At 30.8% G+C, this 21,446-nt stretch carries 25 protein-coding genes; 19 read left to right on the forward strand and 6 right to left on the reverse strand.

From position 1 onward, the window contains the following. Positions 1–8 precede the first annotated feature (8 nt). Entirely contained in the window at positions 9–560 is a 552-nt protein-coding gene (ruvA, locus tag CIGNP91_RS03375; RefSeq protein WP_086241219.1) for a Holliday junction branch migration protein RuvA, read from the reverse strand. Then, positions 557–2,395 carry a flagellar assembly protein A gene (locus CIGNP91_RS03380; RefSeq protein WP_086243779.1) on the reverse strand — a complete coding sequence of 613 codons (1,839 nt, stop codon included), beginning with the start codon at positions 2,393–2,395 and terminating at the stop codon, positions 557–559. The genes ruvA and CIGNP91_RS03380 overlap by 4 nt, the downstream gene beginning before the upstream one ends. Positions 2,396–2,510: 115 nt before the next feature. Here CIGNP91_RS03380 and CIGNP91_RS03385 point away from each other — a divergent pair, with 115 nt between their 5' ends. Next, positions 2,511–3,074: a CheB methylesterase domain-containing protein gene (locus tag CIGNP91_RS03385; protein WP_086227150.1), complete on the forward strand. Its 564-nt coding sequence runs from the start codon at positions 2,511–2,513 to the stop codon at positions 3,072–3,074. Continuing rightward, positions 3,071–3,868 (forward strand): CheR family methyltransferase, encoded by a 798-nt coding sequence (locus tag CIGNP91_RS03390; protein WP_086253377.1) that lies wholly within the window; start codon positions 3,071–3,073, stop codon positions 3,866–3,868. The genes CIGNP91_RS03385 and CIGNP91_RS03390 overlap by 4 nt, the downstream gene beginning before the upstream one ends. Here CIGNP91_RS03390 and CIGNP91_RS03395 read toward each other — a convergent pair. Further along, on the reverse strand, positions 3,853–5,049 hold the full coding sequence (locus tag CIGNP91_RS03395) for an MFS transporter (protein ID WP_086253378.1): 1,197 nt from the start codon (positions 5,047–5,049) through the stop codon (positions 3,853–3,855). The genes CIGNP91_RS03390 and CIGNP91_RS03395 overlap by 16 nt on opposite strands. Positions 5,050–5,262: 213 nt before the next feature. Here CIGNP91_RS03395 and CIGNP91_RS03400 point away from each other — a divergent pair, with 213 nt between their 5' ends. Next, entirely contained in the window at positions 5,263–6,309 is a 1,047-nt protein-coding gene (locus tag CIGNP91_RS03400) for a dehypoxanthine futalosine cyclase (RefSeq protein ID WP_086253379.1), read from the forward strand. Positions 6,310–6,347: 38 nt separating this feature from the next. Here the strand turns inward: CIGNP91_RS03400 and CIGNP91_RS03405 are convergent, their stop codons facing one another. From CIGNP91_RS03405 to CIGNP91_RS03415, 3 genes are read right to left on the reverse strand one after another with little or no spacing between them, the layout of a single operon-like run. Then, positions 6,348–6,941 carry a 4'-phosphopantetheinyl transferase family protein gene (locus tag CIGNP91_RS03405; RefSeq protein ID WP_086224284.1) on the reverse strand — a complete coding sequence of 198 codons (594 nt, stop codon included), beginning with the start codon at positions 6,939–6,941 and terminating at the stop codon, positions 6,348–6,350. After that, entirely contained in the window at positions 6,941–9,163 is a 2,223-nt protein-coding gene (locus CIGNP91_RS03410) for a hypothetical protein (RefSeq protein WP_086229113.1), read from the reverse strand. Before CIGNP91_RS03410 ends, CIGNP91_RS03405 begins: the two co-directional genes overlap by 1 nt. Further along, a complete protein-coding gene (locus tag CIGNP91_RS03415; RefSeq protein ID WP_086229114.1) occupies positions 9,164–9,685 on the reverse strand; it encodes a LolA family protein in 522 nt (173 codons plus the stop codon). Between the two features lie 101 nt (positions 9,686–9,786). Between CIGNP91_RS03415 and CIGNP91_RS03420 the strand changes: the two genes are divergently transcribed. The 16 genes from CIGNP91_RS03420 (at position 9,787) to CIGNP91_RS03495 (ending at position 21,442) form a co-directional block, all read left to right on the forward strand. Then, the gene (locus CIGNP91_RS03420) at positions 9,787–10,995 is read left to right on the forward strand and encodes an NAD(P)/FAD-dependent oxidoreductase (protein ID WP_086227891.1); all 1,209 of its coding nucleotides are present in this window, start codon (positions 9,787–9,789) and stop codon (positions 10,993–10,995) included. Then, complete coding sequence (locus tag CIGNP91_RS03425) at positions 10,983–11,333, forward strand: hypothetical protein (RefSeq protein WP_086224279.1); 351 nt, start codon at positions 10,983–10,985, stop codon at positions 11,331–11,333. Before CIGNP91_RS03420 ends, CIGNP91_RS03425 begins: the two co-directional genes overlap by 13 nt. Further along, a complete protein-coding gene (locus CIGNP91_RS03430) occupies positions 11,330–12,478 on the forward strand; it encodes a beta-ketoacyl synthase N-terminal-like domain-containing protein (RefSeq protein WP_236848365.1) in 1,149 nt (382 codons plus the stop codon). The genes CIGNP91_RS03425 and CIGNP91_RS03430 overlap by 4 nt, the downstream gene beginning before the upstream one ends. Then, positions 12,479–12,919 (forward strand): ApeP family dehydratase, encoded by a 441-nt coding sequence (locus CIGNP91_RS03435; protein WP_086224278.1) that lies wholly within the window; start codon positions 12,479–12,481, stop codon positions 12,917–12,919. It abuts the gene before it with no gap. Beyond that, positions 12,912–13,625 (forward strand): 3-oxoacyl-ACP reductase FabG, encoded by a 714-nt coding sequence (fabG, locus tag CIGNP91_RS03440; protein WP_086224277.1) that lies wholly within the window; start codon positions 12,912–12,914, stop codon positions 13,623–13,625. Before CIGNP91_RS03435 ends, fabG begins: the two co-directional genes overlap by 8 nt. After that, entirely contained in the window at positions 13,619–14,836 is a 1,218-nt protein-coding gene (locus CIGNP91_RS03445; protein WP_336526381.1) for a beta-ketoacyl-ACP synthase, read from the forward strand. The genes fabG and CIGNP91_RS03445 overlap by 7 nt, the downstream gene beginning before the upstream one ends. 82 nt (positions 14,837–14,918) lie before the next feature. After that, positions 14,919–15,347 carry a hypothetical protein gene (locus CIGNP91_RS03450; protein WP_086224275.1) on the forward strand — a complete coding sequence of 143 codons (429 nt, stop codon included), beginning with the start codon at positions 14,919–14,921 and terminating at the stop codon, positions 15,345–15,347. Next, positions 15,347–16,027, forward strand: a complete 681-nt coding sequence (locus CIGNP91_RS03455) for a beta-ketoacyl synthase chain length factor (RefSeq protein ID WP_180383206.1) — start codon at positions 15,347–15,349, stop codon at positions 16,025–16,027. Before CIGNP91_RS03450 ends, CIGNP91_RS03455 begins: the two co-directional genes overlap by 1 nt. Then, positions 16,014–16,757, forward strand: coding sequence for a lysophospholipid acyltransferase family protein (locus CIGNP91_RS03460; RefSeq protein ID WP_086253381.1), 744 nt, complete (start codon positions 16,014–16,016; stop codon positions 16,755–16,757). The genes CIGNP91_RS03455 and CIGNP91_RS03460 overlap by 14 nt, the downstream gene beginning before the upstream one ends. After that, entirely contained in the window at positions 16,751–17,008 is a 258-nt protein-coding gene (locus CIGNP91_RS03465) for a phosphopantetheine-binding protein (RefSeq protein ID WP_086224269.1), read from the forward strand. The genes CIGNP91_RS03460 and CIGNP91_RS03465 overlap by 7 nt, the downstream gene beginning before the upstream one ends. Then, positions 17,005–17,265 (forward strand): acyl carrier protein, encoded by a 261-nt coding sequence (locus CIGNP91_RS03470; protein ID WP_330524629.1) that lies wholly within the window; start codon positions 17,005–17,007, stop codon positions 17,263–17,265. Before CIGNP91_RS03465 ends, CIGNP91_RS03470 begins: the two co-directional genes overlap by 4 nt. Positions 17,266–17,371: 106 nt before the next feature. Beyond that, positions 17,372–17,800, forward strand: a complete 429-nt coding sequence (locus CIGNP91_RS03475; protein ID WP_141081095.1) for a hypothetical protein — start codon at positions 17,372–17,374, stop codon at positions 17,798–17,800. Beyond that, a complete protein-coding gene (locus tag CIGNP91_RS03480; protein ID WP_086253383.1) occupies positions 17,800–19,398 on the forward strand; it encodes an AMP-binding protein in 1,599 nt (532 codons plus the stop codon). Before CIGNP91_RS03475 ends, CIGNP91_RS03480 begins: the two co-directional genes overlap by 1 nt. Then, the gene (locus CIGNP91_RS03485; protein WP_086240075.1) at positions 19,395–20,117 is read left to right on the forward strand and encodes a glycosyltransferase family 2 protein; all 723 of its coding nucleotides are present in this window, start codon (positions 19,395–19,397) and stop codon (positions 20,115–20,117) included. Before CIGNP91_RS03480 ends, CIGNP91_RS03485 begins: the two co-directional genes overlap by 4 nt. After that, positions 20,110–21,066: an LpxL/LpxP family acyltransferase gene (locus tag CIGNP91_RS03490; RefSeq protein ID WP_086253384.1), complete on the forward strand. Its 957-nt coding sequence runs from the start codon at positions 20,110–20,112 to the stop codon at positions 21,064–21,066. Before CIGNP91_RS03485 ends, CIGNP91_RS03490 begins: the two co-directional genes overlap by 8 nt. Next, a complete protein-coding gene (locus CIGNP91_RS03495; protein WP_086234387.1) occupies positions 21,047–21,442 on the forward strand; it encodes an acyl-CoA thioesterase in 396 nt (131 codons plus the stop codon). The genes CIGNP91_RS03490 and CIGNP91_RS03495 overlap by 20 nt, the downstream gene beginning before the upstream one ends. Positions 21,443–21,446: the final 4 nt, after the last annotated feature.

A 21,446-nucleotide genomic window follows, 5' to 3' on the forward strand; every position in this document is an offset into this window, starting at 1 on the left:
ACTATCCTTTAAGCCAATATTTTAAGCGCCTCTTTAATTAAAGAGGCCGTATCATTGCTAGTACATTTAGCTAGTGCAACACTTATTTTATCACGCTTAAAGCCTAAACTCTCTAGCGCCATAAAGGCCTCGCTACTACTACTGCTAGCACTACTTATCTCGACTAATTTTGCATCACTCAACTGGGCTATTAATGTTCTAGCAGTTTTTGGTCCAATCCCTGGAACTCGCTTTAGCACAGCATCATCCCCATTTATAACAGCAGCACTAAATTCATCAGGATTAAGAGATGAACAAACCGCCATCGCAGTAGAAGCACCAATACCATTAACTTTTAAAAGCAGTTCAAATATTCTTTGTTCACTCTCTTTTAAAAATCCATATAATAAATTTGCATCTTCTCTAATAATCTGTGTAATATATAACTCTATATTTTCTCCCTTTTGCAAAGCTGCACTAGTAAATAAAGATATATTTACTCCATACGTGATTCCAGCACACTTTATCCAAAGCTGAGTTGGTTCTTTTTTTGTAATTAAACCTTCGATTGCCTTTATCATATCTCATTTGACCTTTTTATCTCATATCCATTCACGCCAGCTTTGAGAGTCATTACTCTAATAATCTCATTCTCTTTAGTGCTGTATTTTATATCAATTGGCGGTTCAATAAGTTTAAATTTAATCTCATTTAACTCAGTCCAACGATCCCTATTTATAATTTTAGCATTAAAGATTATACTCTCCATACTTACTAATTCATCTTTTAGTGTTGCTAATTCTGATTGCTTAGAATTTATGCTTTTTAAAATTTGATTATACTCGGCTACCAATCCTTGAAAATCTTTTAATTTTTTCAAAAATGCAGCTGGTGGAGTAGCGCCTTCTTGTCTCATTTGCATAAGGCGCTCTTTTATCATATTGATAGAATGTTTATTACTATCGATTATATTTCTTTTAAATTCAAGCTCTTTTGGAAGTGCTTTTAATTCATCTTCTAAAACTTTCATTCTTGCGCTATGAGCGGTTATATCCCCATTTGCATTTAGTACATTCTTAACATCAACAATAAATTTATTATTATCACCTTTTAACTCTTCAAGACTAATCAATGCTGAAGCTTTTAGCGTTGAGTTTGAGTGCAAAGTCTGTATATATATCTCATCGGCTTCTATATCTCCGCCTAAAACACGATTTAGATGAACTACCTTGGCTCGCACTTTGCCACCTTCTAATCTATCTATGCGAGCCTCGTCACACTCTAAAAATCCCATATGTAACGAGATATTTGCATTTTGCGCATATATCTTTGATTGGGCGTGAGTATTGCCCTCAATTACTACGGTTTTAGCCTTTATAATTGCATCAGGGCCTACATTTCCACTGGCTCTTACTTCGGTAGTCTCAACTTTCATTCCAGCGCCAATAGCATCTTTTAAGTAATTGCTCTCCTTGACATTTATCTTTACATCAGATGCTAAATCAGTAGTAATCGAACCGGTTGATTTTAAATTTATCGCATTTACATCTAATTCTTCTTTAATATCAAATTTATTATTCTCTTCACTTACATAACCGCTTTTTAAAGCGATATATTTGATACAATCTACAACCTCATCTACTTTAATATTTGGCCCAACGGTTATTTGAACCTCTTGGGTAGTTTTTGGATCATCAACTGGAATTACTTGGCCTTTTAGATTTTTACCATGTTTACCACGTATTGGTTTTAGGTATTCCATTATTAAATCACCTTCTAAAACACTATGTAAAAATCCCCTATCTATATCTCTTCTGCCTTTGGTCTTATCATCACCAGTATCTTCTTTGCCATTATTTTTATAGTATTGAATTAGCTTATCATCTGTAGATGGTTCTGGTTCTACTCCAGTAGCAATTACTATAGTTTCAGATTTATCTATTATCTCTTTGATTCTTAAGATTGAGGTTAATTTGGATATTTTTTTTCTAAAACCATGATCTCTAATACCGATTAAAAATCCAGCCTTTAGCATCTTTTTATATATTGCATTTACTAGTTCTTTTTCAAATGTTGGTGTATACTTTGCTAATGTATCTTCTTTTATCGTGACAGCAACCTTGGTACCAGTTCGATTGGCTCCTAGACTAATTTTAGGTAGGTGAGCCCTATTCTCTTTTCTAATATCATAAAATTTAACCTTATAAGATTGAATGATAAATAACTTCTCATCGACAAAAAATGCATCATCATCAAATATACTCATATCAGTAGCTAAAGCCATATCGCTTTGTGGGTTATTTTTATAGCTGGTATAAATCTCTAAAATATCAAAATCTAAATATTCTGGCGGTACTCCCATACTTCTAGAAACGGCATTAAAATCATCAAAAGGGTTCTTGCTATCTTCTACCATCTATAAAACCTTGTGAATTACTTTTTTTAAATTTGGCAATTATAGCTAAAAAAGATAAAACGGCTTTTAAGCCTAAATATATTATACTTTTAAAATCTAATTTTTGGAGTGTGATTTGAAACAAAAGCTAATTTTAATCGGTGCATCCACTGGTGGTCCAGGTCATCTAAAAAAGCTTCTAACTGGTATTACTTTGCCATCATATGCCTCCATTATTATCGCTCAACATATGAGTAAAAATTTTGTTGGCTCTTTTGCTAATAGGCTTAGCCAAGAGCTAAACTCAGAAGTTGAGTTGCTAAATAATAAAGTAACACTAAAAAACAAAATCTATATCTGTGAGCAAAATAGCATTATTTTAAATTCTCAAATCCCAACTGCAAATATTGATCAAAGCGGAATTACTACTACATATAATCCAAATGTAAATATGTTATTTAAATCGGCTGTACCAATTTGCAAAGTAATTGATGTAATGGGAATACTGCTAACTGGCATTGGCGATGATGGTGCTAGTGGATTAAATGAACTATATAAAGCTGGTGCAAAATGTATAGCAGAAAATGAGCAATCAGCTATAGTTTATGGAATGCCTAGGCGTGCTAAAGATATAAATCCAAATTTAGAAATTGCCAATTTAGATATGATTAGAACAAATTTGCAAAGGTTTATCATATGAGCGACTTTGAATGCAGTATTAATGATCTTTTAGAATTTATCGAGCTAACTAAAAGATATAGCGGCAATGATTTAATAAGCAAAAAAGAGATTATAAAAAATAAAATAGCTCATTTTGCCAAACATAAAAAGATAGATAGTATGCATACCTTGTGTGGCAAATTTCAGCATGATAAGATCTTTAGACAAGAACTTTTAAATTTAATAACCATAAATGAGACATATTTTATGCGTGAGCTAAACCAGCTAAACTCAGCTATGCAATATGCCAATACTCTAAGCATAAGTGGTAATACAGTTAAAATTTTATGCGCTCCATGTAGTAGCGGAGAAGAGGTGTATTCGCTTGGAATTTTAGCTAAAACCATTGGAATTGATAAATACCGTCTAAAAATCACTGGAATTGATATAAACTCTGATATGATTCAAAAATGCAAAGAGGGAATTTATAACGAACGATCAGTCAAAAATATTAGGCAATCTCAAAAAGAGATATATTTTAAAAAAGTCAATTCTGATTATAAAATTAAGCAAGAACTAATGCCAATGATTGAATTTAAAACTATAAATATATTTAATGATTCACTCTTTGCACTTGGGCAGTTTGATATTATTTTATCTAGAAATATGATGATATATTTTGATGAGAATTACCGACTTTTAACTATTGAGCGATTTGCCAAAATTTTAAAGCCACATGGACGAATTTACTTTGGTAGTGCTGATTTGGTGCCATATTGCGATCTATATAGCAAAATAATAGATCTATCAGGTACATACTATAAAAAGGTATAACGCCTATATAGAATAAAATAATATAAAGCACCAAATAAAAATATAACTGCCATTAAAAAGGTAATCATCGCTAAACTTATACCACTTTCATAAAGTATCCCAATCATAAAGGATATGGTAGCAGATGCCAAATAATATACCATATCCTTATAGGCTATTACTCTACCATAAAATCTCTTATCGCAGCTATTTTGTAACATTGTAAAAGTATATGACCATAGTGTAGATGTACAAAATCCAGCCGCTACCAGTCCAATTAACCCTAAATAATAATCAAACTGCAACACAGCCCACAACCCAATACCTAAAAATTCCCCAATAAATAACCATATCAGTGTTTTATTATTTATAAATTTGCTCAAAATCATAGGCCCAACTACTAAAGAAATCGCCCTAGTCATATTCATAAAACCAATTATAAGAGAAATACTCATAATCTCCTTATACTGATACTTTGCCATTAATGCTACTAGATTATCATACGCAGTTACCCCAACAAATGAATGCAAAAATATTATATGCATTAAAACTGGATTTGCCTTTATATACCCTAGCCCATCTTTCATCATATTAAAAATATTTTGACTAGTTGTTTTAATAACTACTGGTGCTTTAAGCCTACTAATAAGCCCTAACCCCACAATATAAAGTCCAAAATCAAACAAAAATGACGCCTTTATCCCAAAATAGTGGATAAAAATCCCAGCTAACCCCATTCCAGCAGTATATGAGACTGCCCAAATAATAGAATGAATCTCATTAGCTAATTTTAAATTTTTTTTAGTCATCAAATTTGGTAGTAGACTCATCTCAGTTTGAAAATAGACAACCCCAACACCCATCCGCACAAAAATAATAATAAAAAGCAACCAAAGCAACGAAATATCATCTATAAAAATCAGCATAAAAACAGTAATAATCTCTATAAAAAGCATAAACATCATTAGTTTTTTAGGGCTAAATTTATCCACAATAACACCATTTATTGGTGCTAGTAATACATTTGGGATAAATGCCATTGCAGCAGCTAAAGTAATAGCCCACACAGGTGCATCAAGCTCAATAAGCAAAGCAAAAATCCCTGTATGAGAAAACCACATACCAAAATAACATATAAACTGCACTGAGCTTAATATTCTTAAATTTGGCTTATATCGAAGTAAAATATAATATTTTTTCAATTATCAACCTTATTTTTATTATTTAACCACTTTAATTTAAAGCGCAATAATACATATTTACAAATAAAAAAATAATAAAATACAGTAAATAGCATTAATAAGACAACAAGAGAAGTTTTGATTTTCTTTAATTACGCTCTCTTTACAATTTTAATAAGCTTGAATTTTGCCAGTTTTTGATACAATACGCTACAAAAATTTTAAGGAAATTAAGTGAGTAGATTAAGTGTTGATGAGGCTCTAGACCTTATCAAAAATGGAGATTTAAGAGAGCTTGGAGAGTTAGCCAGTGCTAAAAAATTACAGCTACACCCTGAAAAAATTACAACATTCATTGTCGATAGAAATATTAACTACACCAATACCTGCTGGGTTGATTGTAAATTTTGTGCCTTTTATAAACATGTTAATGAAGAGGATGCTTATCTACTAAGCTTTGATGAAATCGATCGCAAAATAGATGAATTAATTGCAATTGGTGGGACTCAAATTTTATTTCAAGGTGGCGTCCATCCAAAATTAAAAATACAATGGTATGAAGAGCTAGTCTCTCACATTGCTACAAAATATCCAAATATTGATATTCACGGTTTCTCAGCTGTAGAGATAGATTATATCGCAAGGGTCTCTAAAATTTCGATTCCAGAGGTTCTTTTAAGATTAAAAAATGCTGGATTATACAGTATTCCAGGAGCTGGAGCTGAAATTTTAAGCGATAGAGTTCGTGATATCATTTCACCTAAAAAATGCTCTAGCGGCACCTGGCTAGAGGTGCATAAAGAGGCTCATAAAATTGGTCTAAAAAGTACAGCAACAATGATGTTTGGTACAGTTGAGAGCGATGAAGAGATTGTAGAACATTTAGATAAAATCCGTACTCTTCAAGATGAGACTGGTGGCTTTAGAGCGTTTATTTTATGGAGTTTTCAATCAGCAAATACTAAGCTCATTGCCGAGCATCCCCACATCAAAAAGCAATCACCAAATAGGTATCTACGCCTATTAGCTGTATCACGACTATTTTTAGATAACTTTAAAAATATACAAAGTAGCTGGGTTACACAAGGCTCATATATAGGACAATTAGCCCTTAAATTTGGTGCAAATGATCTTGGTAGTACAATGATGGAAGAAAATGTTGTAAAAGCAGCAGGTGCTAGCTATAGAATGAGTCAAGCCCAAATGATAGAGCTTATCAAAGATATTGGCGAATTTCCAGCTAAACGAAATACAAATTATGATATTTTGGAGAGATTTTAATCTCTTCTTTGTTAAATTTACCAATAAATTTAAAAATTTTAAAATATTGCAACACTATAAATAAAGCTTTTATCGCTACATTTTACAATCTCTCCAAAAGCTCCCAAACTCTCATCGCTAGCCATATCAAGCGCATAAAATCCTAAATTTAAAAGCTTTACCCTAGCCTCTTTTAATGTCCAAATTTTATAAAATTCAATCAGTTGATTTTTAGAGTTAGCAACCCTTAATCTTTGTTCTTTACTAAAACAAAAATCTATATGAGCGCTAAAATTTCTATCTTTTATCAACTCTAAATCTACCCCTACCCTAGTAGTACTAATAGCTAAAATAGCACAATTATCGCTATGGCTTAATGAGGTATAAAGTGATATATTGTTAATATTTTTATAGTTTTTTTCAAAATAAATTTGTAAAGACCTAGAGATTTTAAATTTGCTATTTTGAGCCAAATTTGGACTATTTCTAAGCTTTATTTTATCGCTTAGACTCAAATCACCATAACTATAATTATCAAATTTATCACTAAAAAGTAGTAAAATTTCCCCATCTTTTAATTCAAAATTATCCAAATTTAGCAAATCAAATCGCTCAAATTTATCTAAAATAAATTTAAGATACCAAATTTTCATTACTTAATCTTGCTATTATAAGTAGCATACAAAAGAGCAAAATATGCTAATAAAAACATACACAAAGCCGTACTAACTCCAAAACTAAACACTGCATAAGTATTACTAAAACCAAGCATTCCAAAAGATATAATACTAGTTAAACTAGCCAAAATAATACCAAAATATCTCTCACGCAAAGCCAAATTTAAATTACTAGCAAACAGCACATAATCCACCCCAATAGTACTAGCTAAAATAAATCCAAAAATGGTAAAAATATTAAAACTAACCCCAACTAAAAGCATTATAACAACACCTACAAATGTCCCAAACAATATAATCCCAACCATCACGCACGCCCTAGCAAAGCTAAAGAAGAATAAAAATATCCCAAAAGCGCATACATAAGCTAGAAGTTTTAAATATATTGCATACTCTTTTGCTATGGTAAAATTATTACTAATGCTTTGTGTAAGATTAAAATAACTAGCATTATATTTTTGCAAAATCAAATCAAATTCATCACTAAATCCAACATCAGAACTAATAAAAATTAAATTCGTATCACCATCATAAATAAATGGCTCAATCGGGTTATTTTTATCAAATTGAGAATTAAACTCATCAAAACTTATGGGGCTAAATTGAGATATATTTTCTAATGAGTTTTTCACTAGATTTAAGTTAATTCCAAGCTTCTTATAAGCTTTTAAAATCTGCTCATTTTTAGCATAATTTTTCAAAGCTAGTTTTAGCTTTATTTGCTCATTTTGACTTAATAAAATCTTGCTAGCACCTTGATAATTTGCAATATTTAACTCGCTTAAAAGCTTTATTTCTTTTGCTATTTTATCATCATTTGGGCTAAAATTTAATGCTATAAAGCTACTTTGAAATGGATTTTGGCTAATTTGCAAAAACTTTTTACTTTGAGCTAATAGCTCATCATTTAGCGATGAGTAGTTTCTAATATCATCTTTAAAATCCATACTTGGTAAAATATAGATAAAAAATATAATCACACCAAAGACAAATATTGCCATAAAAAATATCAATATTCTTTTAAATTGCAAGATATAAAAGTTAAATTTTATAAACCCATCAAGCGCTAAATCAAAAATTTTATAGCTTTTAAACTTACTATTTTCTAAAATATATGGTAGTAAAAAATATGTAGCTATAAACGCACCTACAAGACTAAAAATAGATATAACAGCTATCTGTTTTAAAAAACCAATTGGAGCTAAAATAAATAGAGCATAGCCTAAAATTGTGATAAATAATCCGATTAAAAATATCTTTAAAAATCGCCTTATATCATCTTTTTTAATAGCACGACCTTGCACATATCCTAAAAAATGCATCGCAAAATCCAATATAAGCCCAATTAAACTAATACTAATAACAATACTAAAAAGAGTTATCTCATCAAATATTAAAAACCCACCACTAAGTCCACATAAAAAGCTAAAAATAATGACAATAATAAGCTTAAATATACTATAACTACCAAATGCTAAAATCAACAAAATTCCAATCATTACCAAAGAGAGACTACCCATTATAATGCTCTCTTTATTGCCCTCATCTTTAGCAAATCCAGCAAAAATCTCACTTCCAATAATGAGCAATTCATCCCCATTTTGTTTAGCATTTTCTTTAGCAGTTCTATAAAACTCCAATAGCTTAGAACTACTAAAATTATCACCTAAAACCCCATAAGCAAAGTAATAAATTTGGTTGTTATAAGTAGTTTTTAGGCTTTGAGTTTTTAAATCTAATGATAAATTACTAGGCATTAAAAGCGTAGAATATGAGCTAAAATTTAAAAAATCATTATGGATAATTCGGTAGTTAAATGGATTAAATAAATTACTTGCATTAGAGGCAAAAAACTGCTCTGGCTCATATAAAATTTGATTAAAAATTTTCCTATTTATAGTAGCCAAACTAGCATTATTAAGTACTGTTAAAAATTTCTGATCAATATCATATGTAAGCTTAAATTCATTAAAAATTTCACTACTACTAAGCTCTTGTAAAAGCTTAAAATCAGAGCTTAAAAACATAATATTTTTAGCATTTTTACTTTGCATACTCTCTAAAATTGCTGACTCATTAGAATCTAAACTAATAAGAGTGTAAATATCGCTTTTAACCTTATTAAGCGAACTAAAGATAAATCCAAGCATTAAAAGACTAAAAGTCAAAAATATAATATATATAAGATGTTTTTTCATCTAGTTAAATTTAAATTCATTTATAGTCTTATCGCCATTTGCCTCATCAAAACTCATAATTTCAATATGCTCTTTGCCGCTAATGTTAATTTGATTAAATATCTTTTTTAGCCATATATTTTTTGGTTTTAAATTTAGTTGCCATTGTACTTTATTGCCACTTAGAGTTATATCAAACTGCTCTTTTATAGAGTCAAAATCAAAGCTTAATAGGCTTAAAATTAACTCTTTATCATAGTTTTGTTCTAATTTTTGCCATACATTTTGAGCATTTGCGATCCAAATTCCATCTTTTGTAATTTTAGATTTTTGTTTAATTGGCGATGTTATACTCCATATCAATTCACCATTTGTAATCTCAAACTCACCCCTGCTTTGTAAAACCTGATCAAAGTGCTTTAAATACTTGTTTTGAATAAATTCGCCTTTGGCTAAATTTGAGTGAATATGTTGTAAATATTCTAAATTAAAAGCATATAAATTTGATAAAAAAAATATAAAAAAAACAGATAAAAATCGCATAAAATACCCTAAATCATTAATGATAATTTGGGAATTCTAGCAAAAATATGTTAATATTAACAACTGTGATTTTTAAATTTAGTGATATTTTAGGAGTTTCTATGCGCTATGTGGATGTTTTAGTTATTGGCGGTGGCCCTAGCGGGAGCATTGTAAGTGCGTTATTAAACAAACAAGGAATTAAAGTTTTATGCGTTGAAAAGGAAAAATTTCCTCGTTTTGTAATAGGCGAGAGTCTATTGCCAAACTGTATGAATATCTTGCGTGAGGCTGGATTTTTAGAAGCAGTTGAAGCATATGGATTTCAGTATAAAAATGGGGCTGCATTTAGTTGGAAAGATGAATATAGATATTTTGATTTTTGTGACAAATCTAGCAATGGCGATGGTACAACATTTCAAGTTCAAAGGGCAGTTTTTGATAAAATTTTAATAGATGAAGCAATAAAGCAAGGCGTTGAAGTATGCTTTGAAACTGCTGTAGAAGATATAAATTTCTTAGATCAATACACAGAAACAACACTATCAGATGGTCAAAAAATTCAAGCAAAATATATAATAGACGCTAGTGGATATGGTAGAGTTTTACCTCGCAAGCTAAACCTAGAAGTGCCATCAACTCTATCTCCTAAAAAAGCTTATTTTACACATATTAAAGATAATATTGATGAAATTCTATACGATAGAAAAAAGATTTTAATTACAACTCATCCTGAATTTAGAGATGTTTGGTTTTGGCTAATTCCTTTTTCTAATGGTCGTTGTAGCATTGGAGTAGTAGGCGAAGAATCTAGATTAAATATAAACTCAAGTGACGAAGATACCCTAAAACACCATGTCTATCTAGCTCCAATGTTAAAAAGGCTTTTAGATAAAGCAGTTTGGGATATGCCTATTAGGACAATTAGCTCATATTCTAAAGATGTTAAGCAACTATATGGCCACAGATATGTGCTTTTAGGCAATGCAAGCGAATTTTTAGACCCAGTATTTAGTTCAGGAGTTACAATTGCTATGGTTTCAGCTAAGCTTGCAAGCCAAGTTGTAACAAAGATATTAAATGGCGATCAATTTGATATGCAAAAAGAGTATGTAGAACCGCTAATGTTTGGTATTAATACATTTAGGACATATGTTGAGGGTTGGTATAATACTAAATTCCAAGATGTAATCTACGCAAAAGATGAAAATCATAAAGTGAAAAGGCAAATTTGCTCTATTTTAGCAGGATATGCGTGGGATCATACTAATCCATATGCAACCAGATCCAATGAAGCATTAGAAGTATTGGCTCAAATTTGCAAAAGATAATTTTAATTATATTAGCCTCTATATTTTTAGGCTGCGCTAAGTATCAAGCTCCAAATCTAAATATAACTCAAAAGCGCTTTAGTGTAGATATTGATGGGGCTATTTATTTGCTATATATTTCTAAAAATGATGGGTATTATTTTGCCCTTTTTGACCCTTTTGGTGCACCACAATCTAGTAAAGTGCTAAAAAATGGAACCTTTAAATCTACTAAATTTCTACCTAAAAATAGCTTTTATGATCAGCTATTTATTGAAAGTTTAGATATTTTACAAAAAAATTTAAAGGTCAAAGAATTTATTTTAGATAATAAAAAAATTAGGATGGCAGAAATTTGAGTATATATATTAACGCATATGATGGTATTTGTAGCCTTGGTAGCAATAAAAATGAGATAATGCAAAATATTTTTAAATGCAAACCATCGGTTACTAAAAACCAAATTCAATCAAAAGATTTTATGATTGGTAAAATAGAAAATTTGCAAGATTTTAGTAAAGATGTAAAAGAGGTATATAAAACACGAACCAATTTAATTCTTCACCATCTGCTACTTAATATGCAAGAGCCTTTAAATGAGCTTTTAACCAAATTTAGCAAAGAAAGAATTGCTGTAATTATAGGAACTACAACTGCTGGGGTAGAAGAAAACTATAAATCAATGCAAAAGATAGAACCTCAACTATTTTTTACTAGAAATTCACTAAGCAATGCAAGTGAGTTTGTCAAAGACTATTTAGGACTTAAATCATTAGCTTTTAGCGTCTCATGCGCTTGTACATCTGGAGCAAAGGTCTTTATAGAGGCCGCTAGATTGCTTGAGTCAAATTTATGCGATGCAGTGATATGTGGTGGCGTAGATAGCTTAAATACTCTTACAATATATGGTTTTGATAGTCTAGAAATTCTAAGTCAAAATAATGCATTGCCATTTTCAAATAATAGAGATGGAATCAATATCTCTGAGGGTGCAGCGCTTTTTATACTTAGTAAAGATATAGCAGATATAAAGCTTAAAGGTTTTGCTGCTAATAATGATGCCTTTCATATTACTAAACCAAATGAAAACTTCACCGCACAAAAAGATGCTATTATAAGCGCATTAAATATGGCTAATTTAAATACTAGCGATATTGATTATATAAACCTTCATGGCACTGGCACTAACGCTAATGATAAGATGGAGGCAAATTTAATCAATGATATATTTCCTAATACTTCATGTAGCAGCACAAAGGGACTAATGGGGCATACGCTTGGTGCTGCTGGTGCATTAGAAGCTCTAATCTGTGCTAATATTATAAATCAAAGCCTACAAAACAGTCAAAGCCAGCTACCACCACACTATTATGATGGAATATATGATAAAGAGTTGCCCAAAATTAATCTAACTAGGCTAAATACAAATTCAAAAATCAAAAACTGCCTATCAATCTCATTTGCCTTTGGCGGGGACAATAGTGCTATTATTTTAGGAGTATAAATGTATATTCAAGAGCTAATTCCTCATAGTGGAGCAATGGTATTAGTAGATGATATCGTAGAGAAAAAAGATGATTTTATCAGCGTTAAAACGCTTATTAAGTATGATAATCCATTTTTACAAAATGGCAAATTTCCTACATTTAACACTCTAGAAATTATGGCACAAAGCTTAGTTGTATATCGTGGCTTAAATGATAAAGGCTCAAATACTAGGCTTGGATTTTTGCTTGGGGCTAGGAGATTTGAGATTATAAAGCCAAATTTAAACATAGGTGATGAACTAATTACCAAAACTCATATTTCAGAGGATTTTGATGGGATGGGGGTCTATGAAAGTAGCGTATATGTAGATGATAAATTAGTAGCTAGTGCTAGCATTAGCGTATTTAACCCATCTCAAGAACAACTAGATCAAATTTTAAAGGCAAGTAATGAGTAAAACAGTATTAATAACAGGCTCAAGCCGTGGTATAGGCCTTGGCGTAGCAAGAAGATTAAAACAAAATGGATATGAGATTATTTTACATGGCAAAAGCCAAAGCGATGCACTAAAAAAGGCTCAAGATGAACTTAATGCAAAGGCTTTAATATTTGATGTAGCAAATACAGATGAGTGCAAAGCAGTACTTGAGGATTATACTAATACCAATCCAGCCTTATGGGGTATAGTTTTAAATGCTGGTATCACTTGCGATAATACTTTTGTAGCTCTTGAAGATGATGAATGGAAGAGAGTGATTGATGTAAATTTAAATAGCTTTTATAATGTTTTAAAGCCACTTTTAATGCCAATTATAAGACAAAAAGCTGGTAGAATCATAGTAATGAGTTCAGTCTCAGGTATAATTGGCAATAGAGGCCAAAGCAATTATAGTGCTTCAAAAGCTGGATTAATAGGTGCTTCAAAAGCCCTAGCTGTTGAATTAGCAAGCCGTAATATTACAGTTAATGTAGTAGCCCCAGGGCTTATTGATACTGAACTTACAAATGATAAAAATCTCCCTATTGAAGAGATTTTAAAAGCTATACCAGCTAGACGCAGTGGAAGCATAGATGAAGTTGGCGGGCTAGTAAATTTTTTATTAAGCAATGAGGCTAGTTATATTACAAGACAAGTTATTGGAGTTAATGGAGGTTTGTGTTGAGAGTATTTATAACAGGATATGGAATTGTAAGTGCCTTTGGTAAGAGTTGGGCTGAGTTTAGGTCTGCTTTATTAAAAAAACAAAATGCGGTTAAATATATGAAAGATTGGGAACAATATAAGGAGCTAACTACATATCTTGGTGCACCAATTTTGGACTATCATTATCCAAAAGATTGGAACAGAAAGCAGCTAAGAAGCCTAGGTAGAGTCTCGCAATATAGTGTTGAAGCAGCTGGGCTGGCTTTACAAATGGCTGGACTTTATAAAGATGAGAGAATTCAAGATGGCAGAATGGGTGTAGCTAGTGGTTCTAGCACTGGAAGTACAGATGCAGTTATGCAACTTGCAAAGCTTTTATTTATGGGAGAGAGTGATTGTAATGCAAACTCATATATAAAATCAATGCCGCACACTACAGCGGCAAATATAGCTATATTTTATGGCTTAAAAGGTAGAATGATTCCTACATCATCAGCTTGTACTTCAGCTTCACACGCTATAGGCTACTCATATGAGGCTATTAAATATGGCCAAATTCCAATGATGCTAGCTGGCGGAGCTGAGGAGTTATGTCCTAGTGAATGCTATGTATTTAATTCTTTATATGCTACTAGCCAAAAAAATAGCACTCCAAATTTAACACCTAGCCCATTTGATGCAAATCGTGATGGTCTTGTTATAGGAGAAGGAGCTTGTATGCTTTTACTTGAATCTGAAGAGAGTATGCTATCAAGAGGCGCAACACCAATTGCTGAGATTGTAGGATTTGGCTCTACTTGTGATGGCGTACATATTACCAAACCAGAGGCCAAAACTATGCAAAGCGCTATGGAGTTAGCCTTAAAAGATGCTCAAATTTTACCTAGCGATATTGGCTACCTAAATGCTCACGCCACAGCAACTAAATGGGGCGATATAGTAGAATCTCACGCTACGCATAAGGTTTTTGGCGAACAAATTGCAATCAGCTCACTAAAAAGCTACATCGGTCATACTCTTGGAGCATGTGGAGCTATAGAGAGTATAGCTAGTATTGAGATGATGAATGAAGGCCTCTTTGCTCCTACAATAAATTTAAAAGATATCGATAAAGAGTGTGCCAAGCTTGATTATTTACAAGATTTTAGAGAGATTAAAACTAATTATGTGATGAATAATAACTTTGCCTTTGGCGGAGTAAATACATCATTAATCTTTAAAAAAGTTTAAAATATAGCTAGAAACATAAGTAAAAAATTAGGTAAATTTAGCTAAAATTAAAACATTTTTAATTTATTTCAAGGGGTTATTTATGAAAAAAATATTAGTTTCTATTAGCTGCATTAGCGCTCTTAGTCTAAGTGCAGTTGCTGCAGATGATATAATATATCTACCTATTAAACCAGCTATTGATGAGGCTATAAAACAAGGCTATATCGATAATAGTGTTAAGTTTAAATTTGGTAGCCAAAGCGGTGCAAAAGATCAAATTTTTATGAAACAACTAACTACAAATAAAAAAGCAAATAAAGTAGGTAAATCTGCTGAAGAATCTTGCACTAGGGCATTTCACTCAGCACTTATTCAATTTTTTCAGCGTGCCAAACAAGAAGGCGGCACTAAAGTTGTAAATCTTACTGGATGGTTTAAAAAGATTCCATATGATTCAAAAACTAATTTTCAATGCGGTGTCGGTACTTTAATGACTGGTGTAACTCTAAAAGGAGATATTGCCAAATAATGCAAATTGGGATTTTAAAAGCAGACGCTATAATATCTTCAAATTTTATACTACCTGATGAATTTAAAAGCTTAAATATATATCAAAAAGATTTTAAGCTTGATTTTTCAGCCTTAGAACAAAGAAGAATGGGTTATGCTTTAAAATCTGCATTAAGTATAGTAAATTCATTTGATCTTAGCCCACAAGAGCTAAAAACAATACCGATAATATTTAGCTCTTTTAGTGGTGAAAGCAAGCAGTGCGTAAATCTGCTTAAAACATTAAAAGATGATTTTGTATCTCCTACTGCATTTTCACTATCTGTATTAAATGCAACCCCAGCCCAAATGGCAATTCTTTACCAAAATCAAAATGAGATATCAAGTATAAGTGCTAAAAATAGTCTTGAATACGGTATTATTGATGCCTTTATAAAGCCCAATCAAAAGGTAATTTTAATCAATTACGAAGAGTTTTCTAGTGATTTATCTGATTTTTCATATTATGCCTTAGGCTTGCTTTTAGATAAAAATACTGGACGAATTTGCTCACTTGAGTTTAATCAAAATCAACCAAAAAATTTGCAAATTTACACAAGTGCATTTAGCCTATTAAAAGCGTTAAATAATAATTTATGCTCTAATTGGAATATAGATTCTACTCTTAGATGGAACTGGACTTTAAATGATAGTAATTAGAATTTTGCTTGTTGGATTTTTATTTTCTTGGTTTGGATTTATCTGTTTGATTGGAAATATTATTTTTTTACCATTAATTGCCATTAGGCTAAATAGGATTAAATTCTTTGAAAATATTGCTAGAGATTTAGTCTATTTAGCATGGAAATTTTTTATATTTTGTACAAAAATTTTAGGCTATTTAGATTATGAATTTAAAGACTGTAGTCGCCTTGGAAAACCTAGCCAAATAATTATAGCCAACCATCCATCTCTTTTAGATGTTGTCTTTATTCTCTCCAAGGTGCGTCGTATAAACTGCGTAGTAAAAAGCGACCTAGCTAAAAATATATTTCTAAGTCCTGCTATTAAAGCTGCTAACTATATCGTAAATAGCGAAGATGAAGAGCTTTTAAACAAAAGCTTAAGCGTACTAAAATCAGGCGATAGCTTGCTTATATTTCCTGAAGGTACACGCACAAAAGATAGTATAAGTTTTCATAAAGCACCATTTTATATAGCAATTCATGGAGCAAAAATACTCACACCAATATTTATTGATATGAATCCTCGTTCACTCCAAAAAGGAGTTAAATGGTATAAAACACCAAAAAGTAAGATAAAATATAAAATCAAAATATCAGATGATTTGATACTTGATAAATTCTTAATCGATAAGCCAAATACAATTCGTGTCAAAACACTACATAAGCAAATGAATGAAATTTATCAAAAGGAGATTAAATGTTAGTTGATGAAATCAAACAATTAATTATAACATCGCTAAATTTGCCAGATTTAAAACTTAGCGATATAGATGAAAATGCGCCACTTTTTAATGATGGCTTAGGTCTTGATAGCGTCGATGCTTTAGAACTTAGCTTAGCTATTAAAAAACAATACAATATAGAACTAAACGCTAAGACAATGGATTTAAAATCTATATTTTATAGTGTAAAAAGCTTAAGTGAATTTATTGCACAACAAAAGGAAAACCAATGAATAAAATGAGCAAAGAAGAGATATTTGATATGCTTAGTAAGGCTTTAGTTGAATTATTTGAGATCCCTAAAGAAAAAATCAAACTTGAAGCAAAACTATATGAAGATCTAGAGATTGATAGCATTGATGCGATTGATATGATTGATCATATCAAGAAAAAAACAGGCTATAGAATGGAGGCTGCAGCCTTTAAAGAGGTTCGCACTTTAGGAGATATTGTAAATGTTGTCTTTGAGAAATTATCACAAATTTCTTAAACTATTTAATATTATCTTAATTTGCATTGGGATTTGTTATCCCTTTGCGCTCTATTTTTTTCCAGAAAGTGAGATATTATTTGCCTCTATGGCTCTTGTTTGTTTATTGCGAATGTTAAGCGTACAAGAGAGTTATCAACAGGCTATTTGGGCAGTATTAAGCGCTATTTTTTTGATATATTTTTTTGCAAATATACAAGAGCTTGCATATTTATATCCAATCTTTATAAATGCTTTACTTGGTACTATTTTTGCCATATCCTTAAAAGATGAGGCACTAATTACTAAAATAGCCAAAAAGCAAGCCAGTCTAAAAGGTAAAATATTAGACCAAAAAGCTATTAGCTATACTAGAAATTTAACCAAAATTTGGATTATATTTTTTATTTTTAACGCACTTATATCATTTATTTTGATATTTTTAGATGATAAAATATATTGGACTTTATATTGTGGTGTAGTTAGCTATATTTTAATTGGAATATTATTTGGTGCTGAGATTTTGTATAGAAATTTTATTTTACAGGTAGAGTAATGAGAGAGATTTTTAACCCAAATTCAACTTTTATATCTCAAAATAAGATAAAAAGCTTTGATGAATTTTTAGAAGATGTATCTAAATTTGCAACATATAATAAATTCGATGAGATTGATATATTTATATATGATGGATACCTATTTTTAGTAGCATTTTTTGGCTCTATTTTATCTGGTGGCAAGCCATATCTTTTGCCATATTATTATTCTAATAATTCTAGACCATTTATTGATGATGAGGTAGTTGGTGATATTTTAACTAGAAACATCGAGTCAAAAAGTTCTAAAATCAAACTAAATTTAAATTCAACCTTTTATATTCAAACCTCAGGTAGTAGCGGAGAGCGTAAAAATATAGAAAAATCAATTGATCAAATGGTCAAAGAGGGTGAGTTGTTACGCTCATTTTTTAATATCAGCAATACTCATACATTTCTCTCAAGTGTATCTCATCAGCATCTTTTTGGCCTTACTTTTAAGGTTTTTACAGCTTTAATTAGCGGCTGTAAAGTCTATACACAAAACTTAACATATCCAGAGATTTTAGCTCAAAATATTGACCTTTGTAGTGCTGATGATGAATTAATTTTAATTAGTTCTCCAGTGCTTTTAGAATCGCTATCTAAGCAAATAAATATGAGCCAATTTAATAAAATTAAAATGATATTTACAGCTGGGTCAAAACTCAATCTAGATATATTAAAAAGCCTACAAAGCAAGTTAAGCGCTACTATAACTGAAATTTATGGCAGCAGTGAAACTGGTATAATAGCCTATGGTGATGGTGAAAATTTTAAAGCTTTTCCTAGTGTTGATATAAAATGCGATGATAAAAACCGTCTAATCATTCGCTCACCATGGCAAGATTTAGATAATGGATTTATATCTAATGATTGCGCAGAATTTAACAAAGATAGCTTTAAAATTATTGGTAGATATGATAGAATAATCAAACTTCACGACCGCAGAGTAAGCCTAGATGGTATAGAAAATCTCATCAAACAAAGCCCGATTATAAATACTGTAGTCATAGCACAAGATGATAGATACAAGCGTTTAGCAGCTATTTTAGTTTTAAGCGATGAGGGAAAAAAGCTATATAAAACTAAAGGGAAAAAAGCTATAGTAGATGAGATAAGCTCTATAGTTAAAAATAAATACGGCAATAAACTTAGATATTTTTATATACGCTCAAGCCCTCCTATAAATAATCAAGGTAAAATACCTAAAAGCGACTTTCTAGCCTCTATAAATGAGCAGATAAAACCTAAATTTAACTTAATTTCAAAAGAGTCAGATTCACTAAAAGCTAGTGCATACATAGATGAAGGGTGTTTTTATTTTAACGGTCACTTTTTAAATTTTCCCCTTGTTCCTGGATTTGTTCAATTAGGATTTGTATTTGATGTTATTAAAGAGCATTTACAAATCCATAACGAATCTATTACACAAATAGAGAGTATTAAATTTACGAATTTTCTACGCCCATGCGATATGGCGCATTTAGAGATTAAAATAACTTCAAATAAACTATATTTCACACTATTTGCTAATGATAAAGAGTGTGCAAATGGTAGGTTAAAGATCGCCCAATGAATATGAAATTTGCATTTTTAATCCCATATTACAATCATCCTGATACAATTGCTAGCTTATGCAATTATTTAAAGCGTTATAATATTGACATTATAATAGTAGATGATGGCTCAGACCAAAATGCTAAAAATGCTCTAAAAAACTTAAATGCTCAGATTTTAACACGGGCGCAAAATGGCGGTAAAGGTGCAGCTATTAAAAGCGGGCTAGCTCTAGCTAATGAACAAAATTACACCCATATATTTCAAATTGATGCTGATATGCAGCACGAACTAAGCAAGATTGATAAAATTTTAGATTTGTCAAAATCAAATCCAAACGCACTAATTTGCACAAATCCAATATATGGAACAGATGCTCCAAAATCTAGACTATACGGCAGGAAAATAACTAGCTTTTGGGTATATATCAATACCTTAGGTGGCGATATAAAAGATACAATGTGTGGAATGAGAGTCTATCCATTAAAGCTAATATATCCACTGCTTATAAAATGCAAAAGCAATAGAATGGATTTTGATATAGATATCTTACTCTTAGCATATAAGGCTAGAATTTGCTTTAAATGGTGTGATGTATTGGTCAAATATAATGGAGGAATATCGCATTTTAAAGCTCTTAGAGATAATTTGTTAATTAGCAAAATGCATGCTAAGCACTTTTTTAGTCTGCCTAAATTCGCATTCGATAAATATTTTAAAAAGAGTAAAAATGGCTAAAAACTGGTGGCAAAGAAAAGAAAAAGCTGGATATTTTTGGCTAAATTTAACTATAAATTTAGTAAATTTACTACCAAGATTTTTACTTAAAATATGTATATTTTTTGTAACTCTTATATACTTTTTAATCTCTAAAGATGAGAGAGTAAATTTAAGAGAGTTTTATGCTCAAATAGCAAAATTTGGCAATAAAAAACGTGATAATTTTATCAAAGAAAACTATAAAATATATCGTAATTTTTATGAATTTGGTATTGCAATTTGTGATAAAATCGCCGTTTGGAAGGATAAAATCAAATATAGTGACCTTGATATAGCAAATATAGATACGCTAAATAGCGAACTAAGAAGTGGATTAAGAGGTTCAATTTTGCTTGTTAGTCACTATGGAAATATCGAAATTGCTCGTGCTTTATCAAATTCATTCTCAAAACTAACAATTGTCATTTTAGCTTACAAAAGTAATTCTAGCAATTTTATGGAAATGATAAATAAAATTAGCAAAAATAAGTTAAAAATTTTATTTATTGATACGCTTGACTTTAGCGCCATTATTGAACTAGAAAAGATAATAGAAAGTGGTGGACATATAGGAATTATGGGTGATAGAGTAGCTTTAGCAAATGATAAGAATATCAAGCTTGATTTTTTAGGAAAGAGTTGTTGTTTTCCTATGGGGGCATACTTGATAGCTGGAATTTTAAAGACTAGAATTAATCTATTATGGTGCGAGCGTATAGATAATAAATACAAAATTGAGCTAGAGACTATCAGCCGCACCGATGAAAATCCAGATGGAGTAGTAAATTTAGGTAAAGATAAAATATCAAACACAACAAAGCTAATGCAATTATATATAAATTCACTCCAAAAAAGAGTTATAGAAAATCCGCAATTATGGTTTAATTTTTACGATTATTGGAATCAAGATGTTAAAACGAAGATATGAATTTAAAGCTGAATTTTTTGATACTGATCCTATGGGGATAATGTGGCATGGAAACTATGTAAAATATCTAGAGATGGCTAGATGTAAGCTACTTGATGAGATTGGTTATAACTATATTAAAATGCAAGATAATGGCTTTACTCTACCTATTGTAAAAATGGATTTAAAATATATAAATCCTATATACTTTAATGAATACTTTATAGTTGAAATCTCAGTAATAGAGTGCGATATAACTTTAAAATTTAAATATACACTATTATCTAAAGATGAACTCACAATAGCTAAAGCAAGCACAACTCAAGTAGCAGTAACGCTAAATAAAGAGACACTATATTCTATTCCAGATGATTTAAAATTTGCATTAAATCAATAAATTT

Source organism: Campylobacter sp. P091 (assembly GCF_002138935.1).
GTDB lineage: Bacteria > Campylobacterota > Campylobacteria > Campylobacterales > Campylobacteraceae > Campylobacter > Campylobacter devanensis.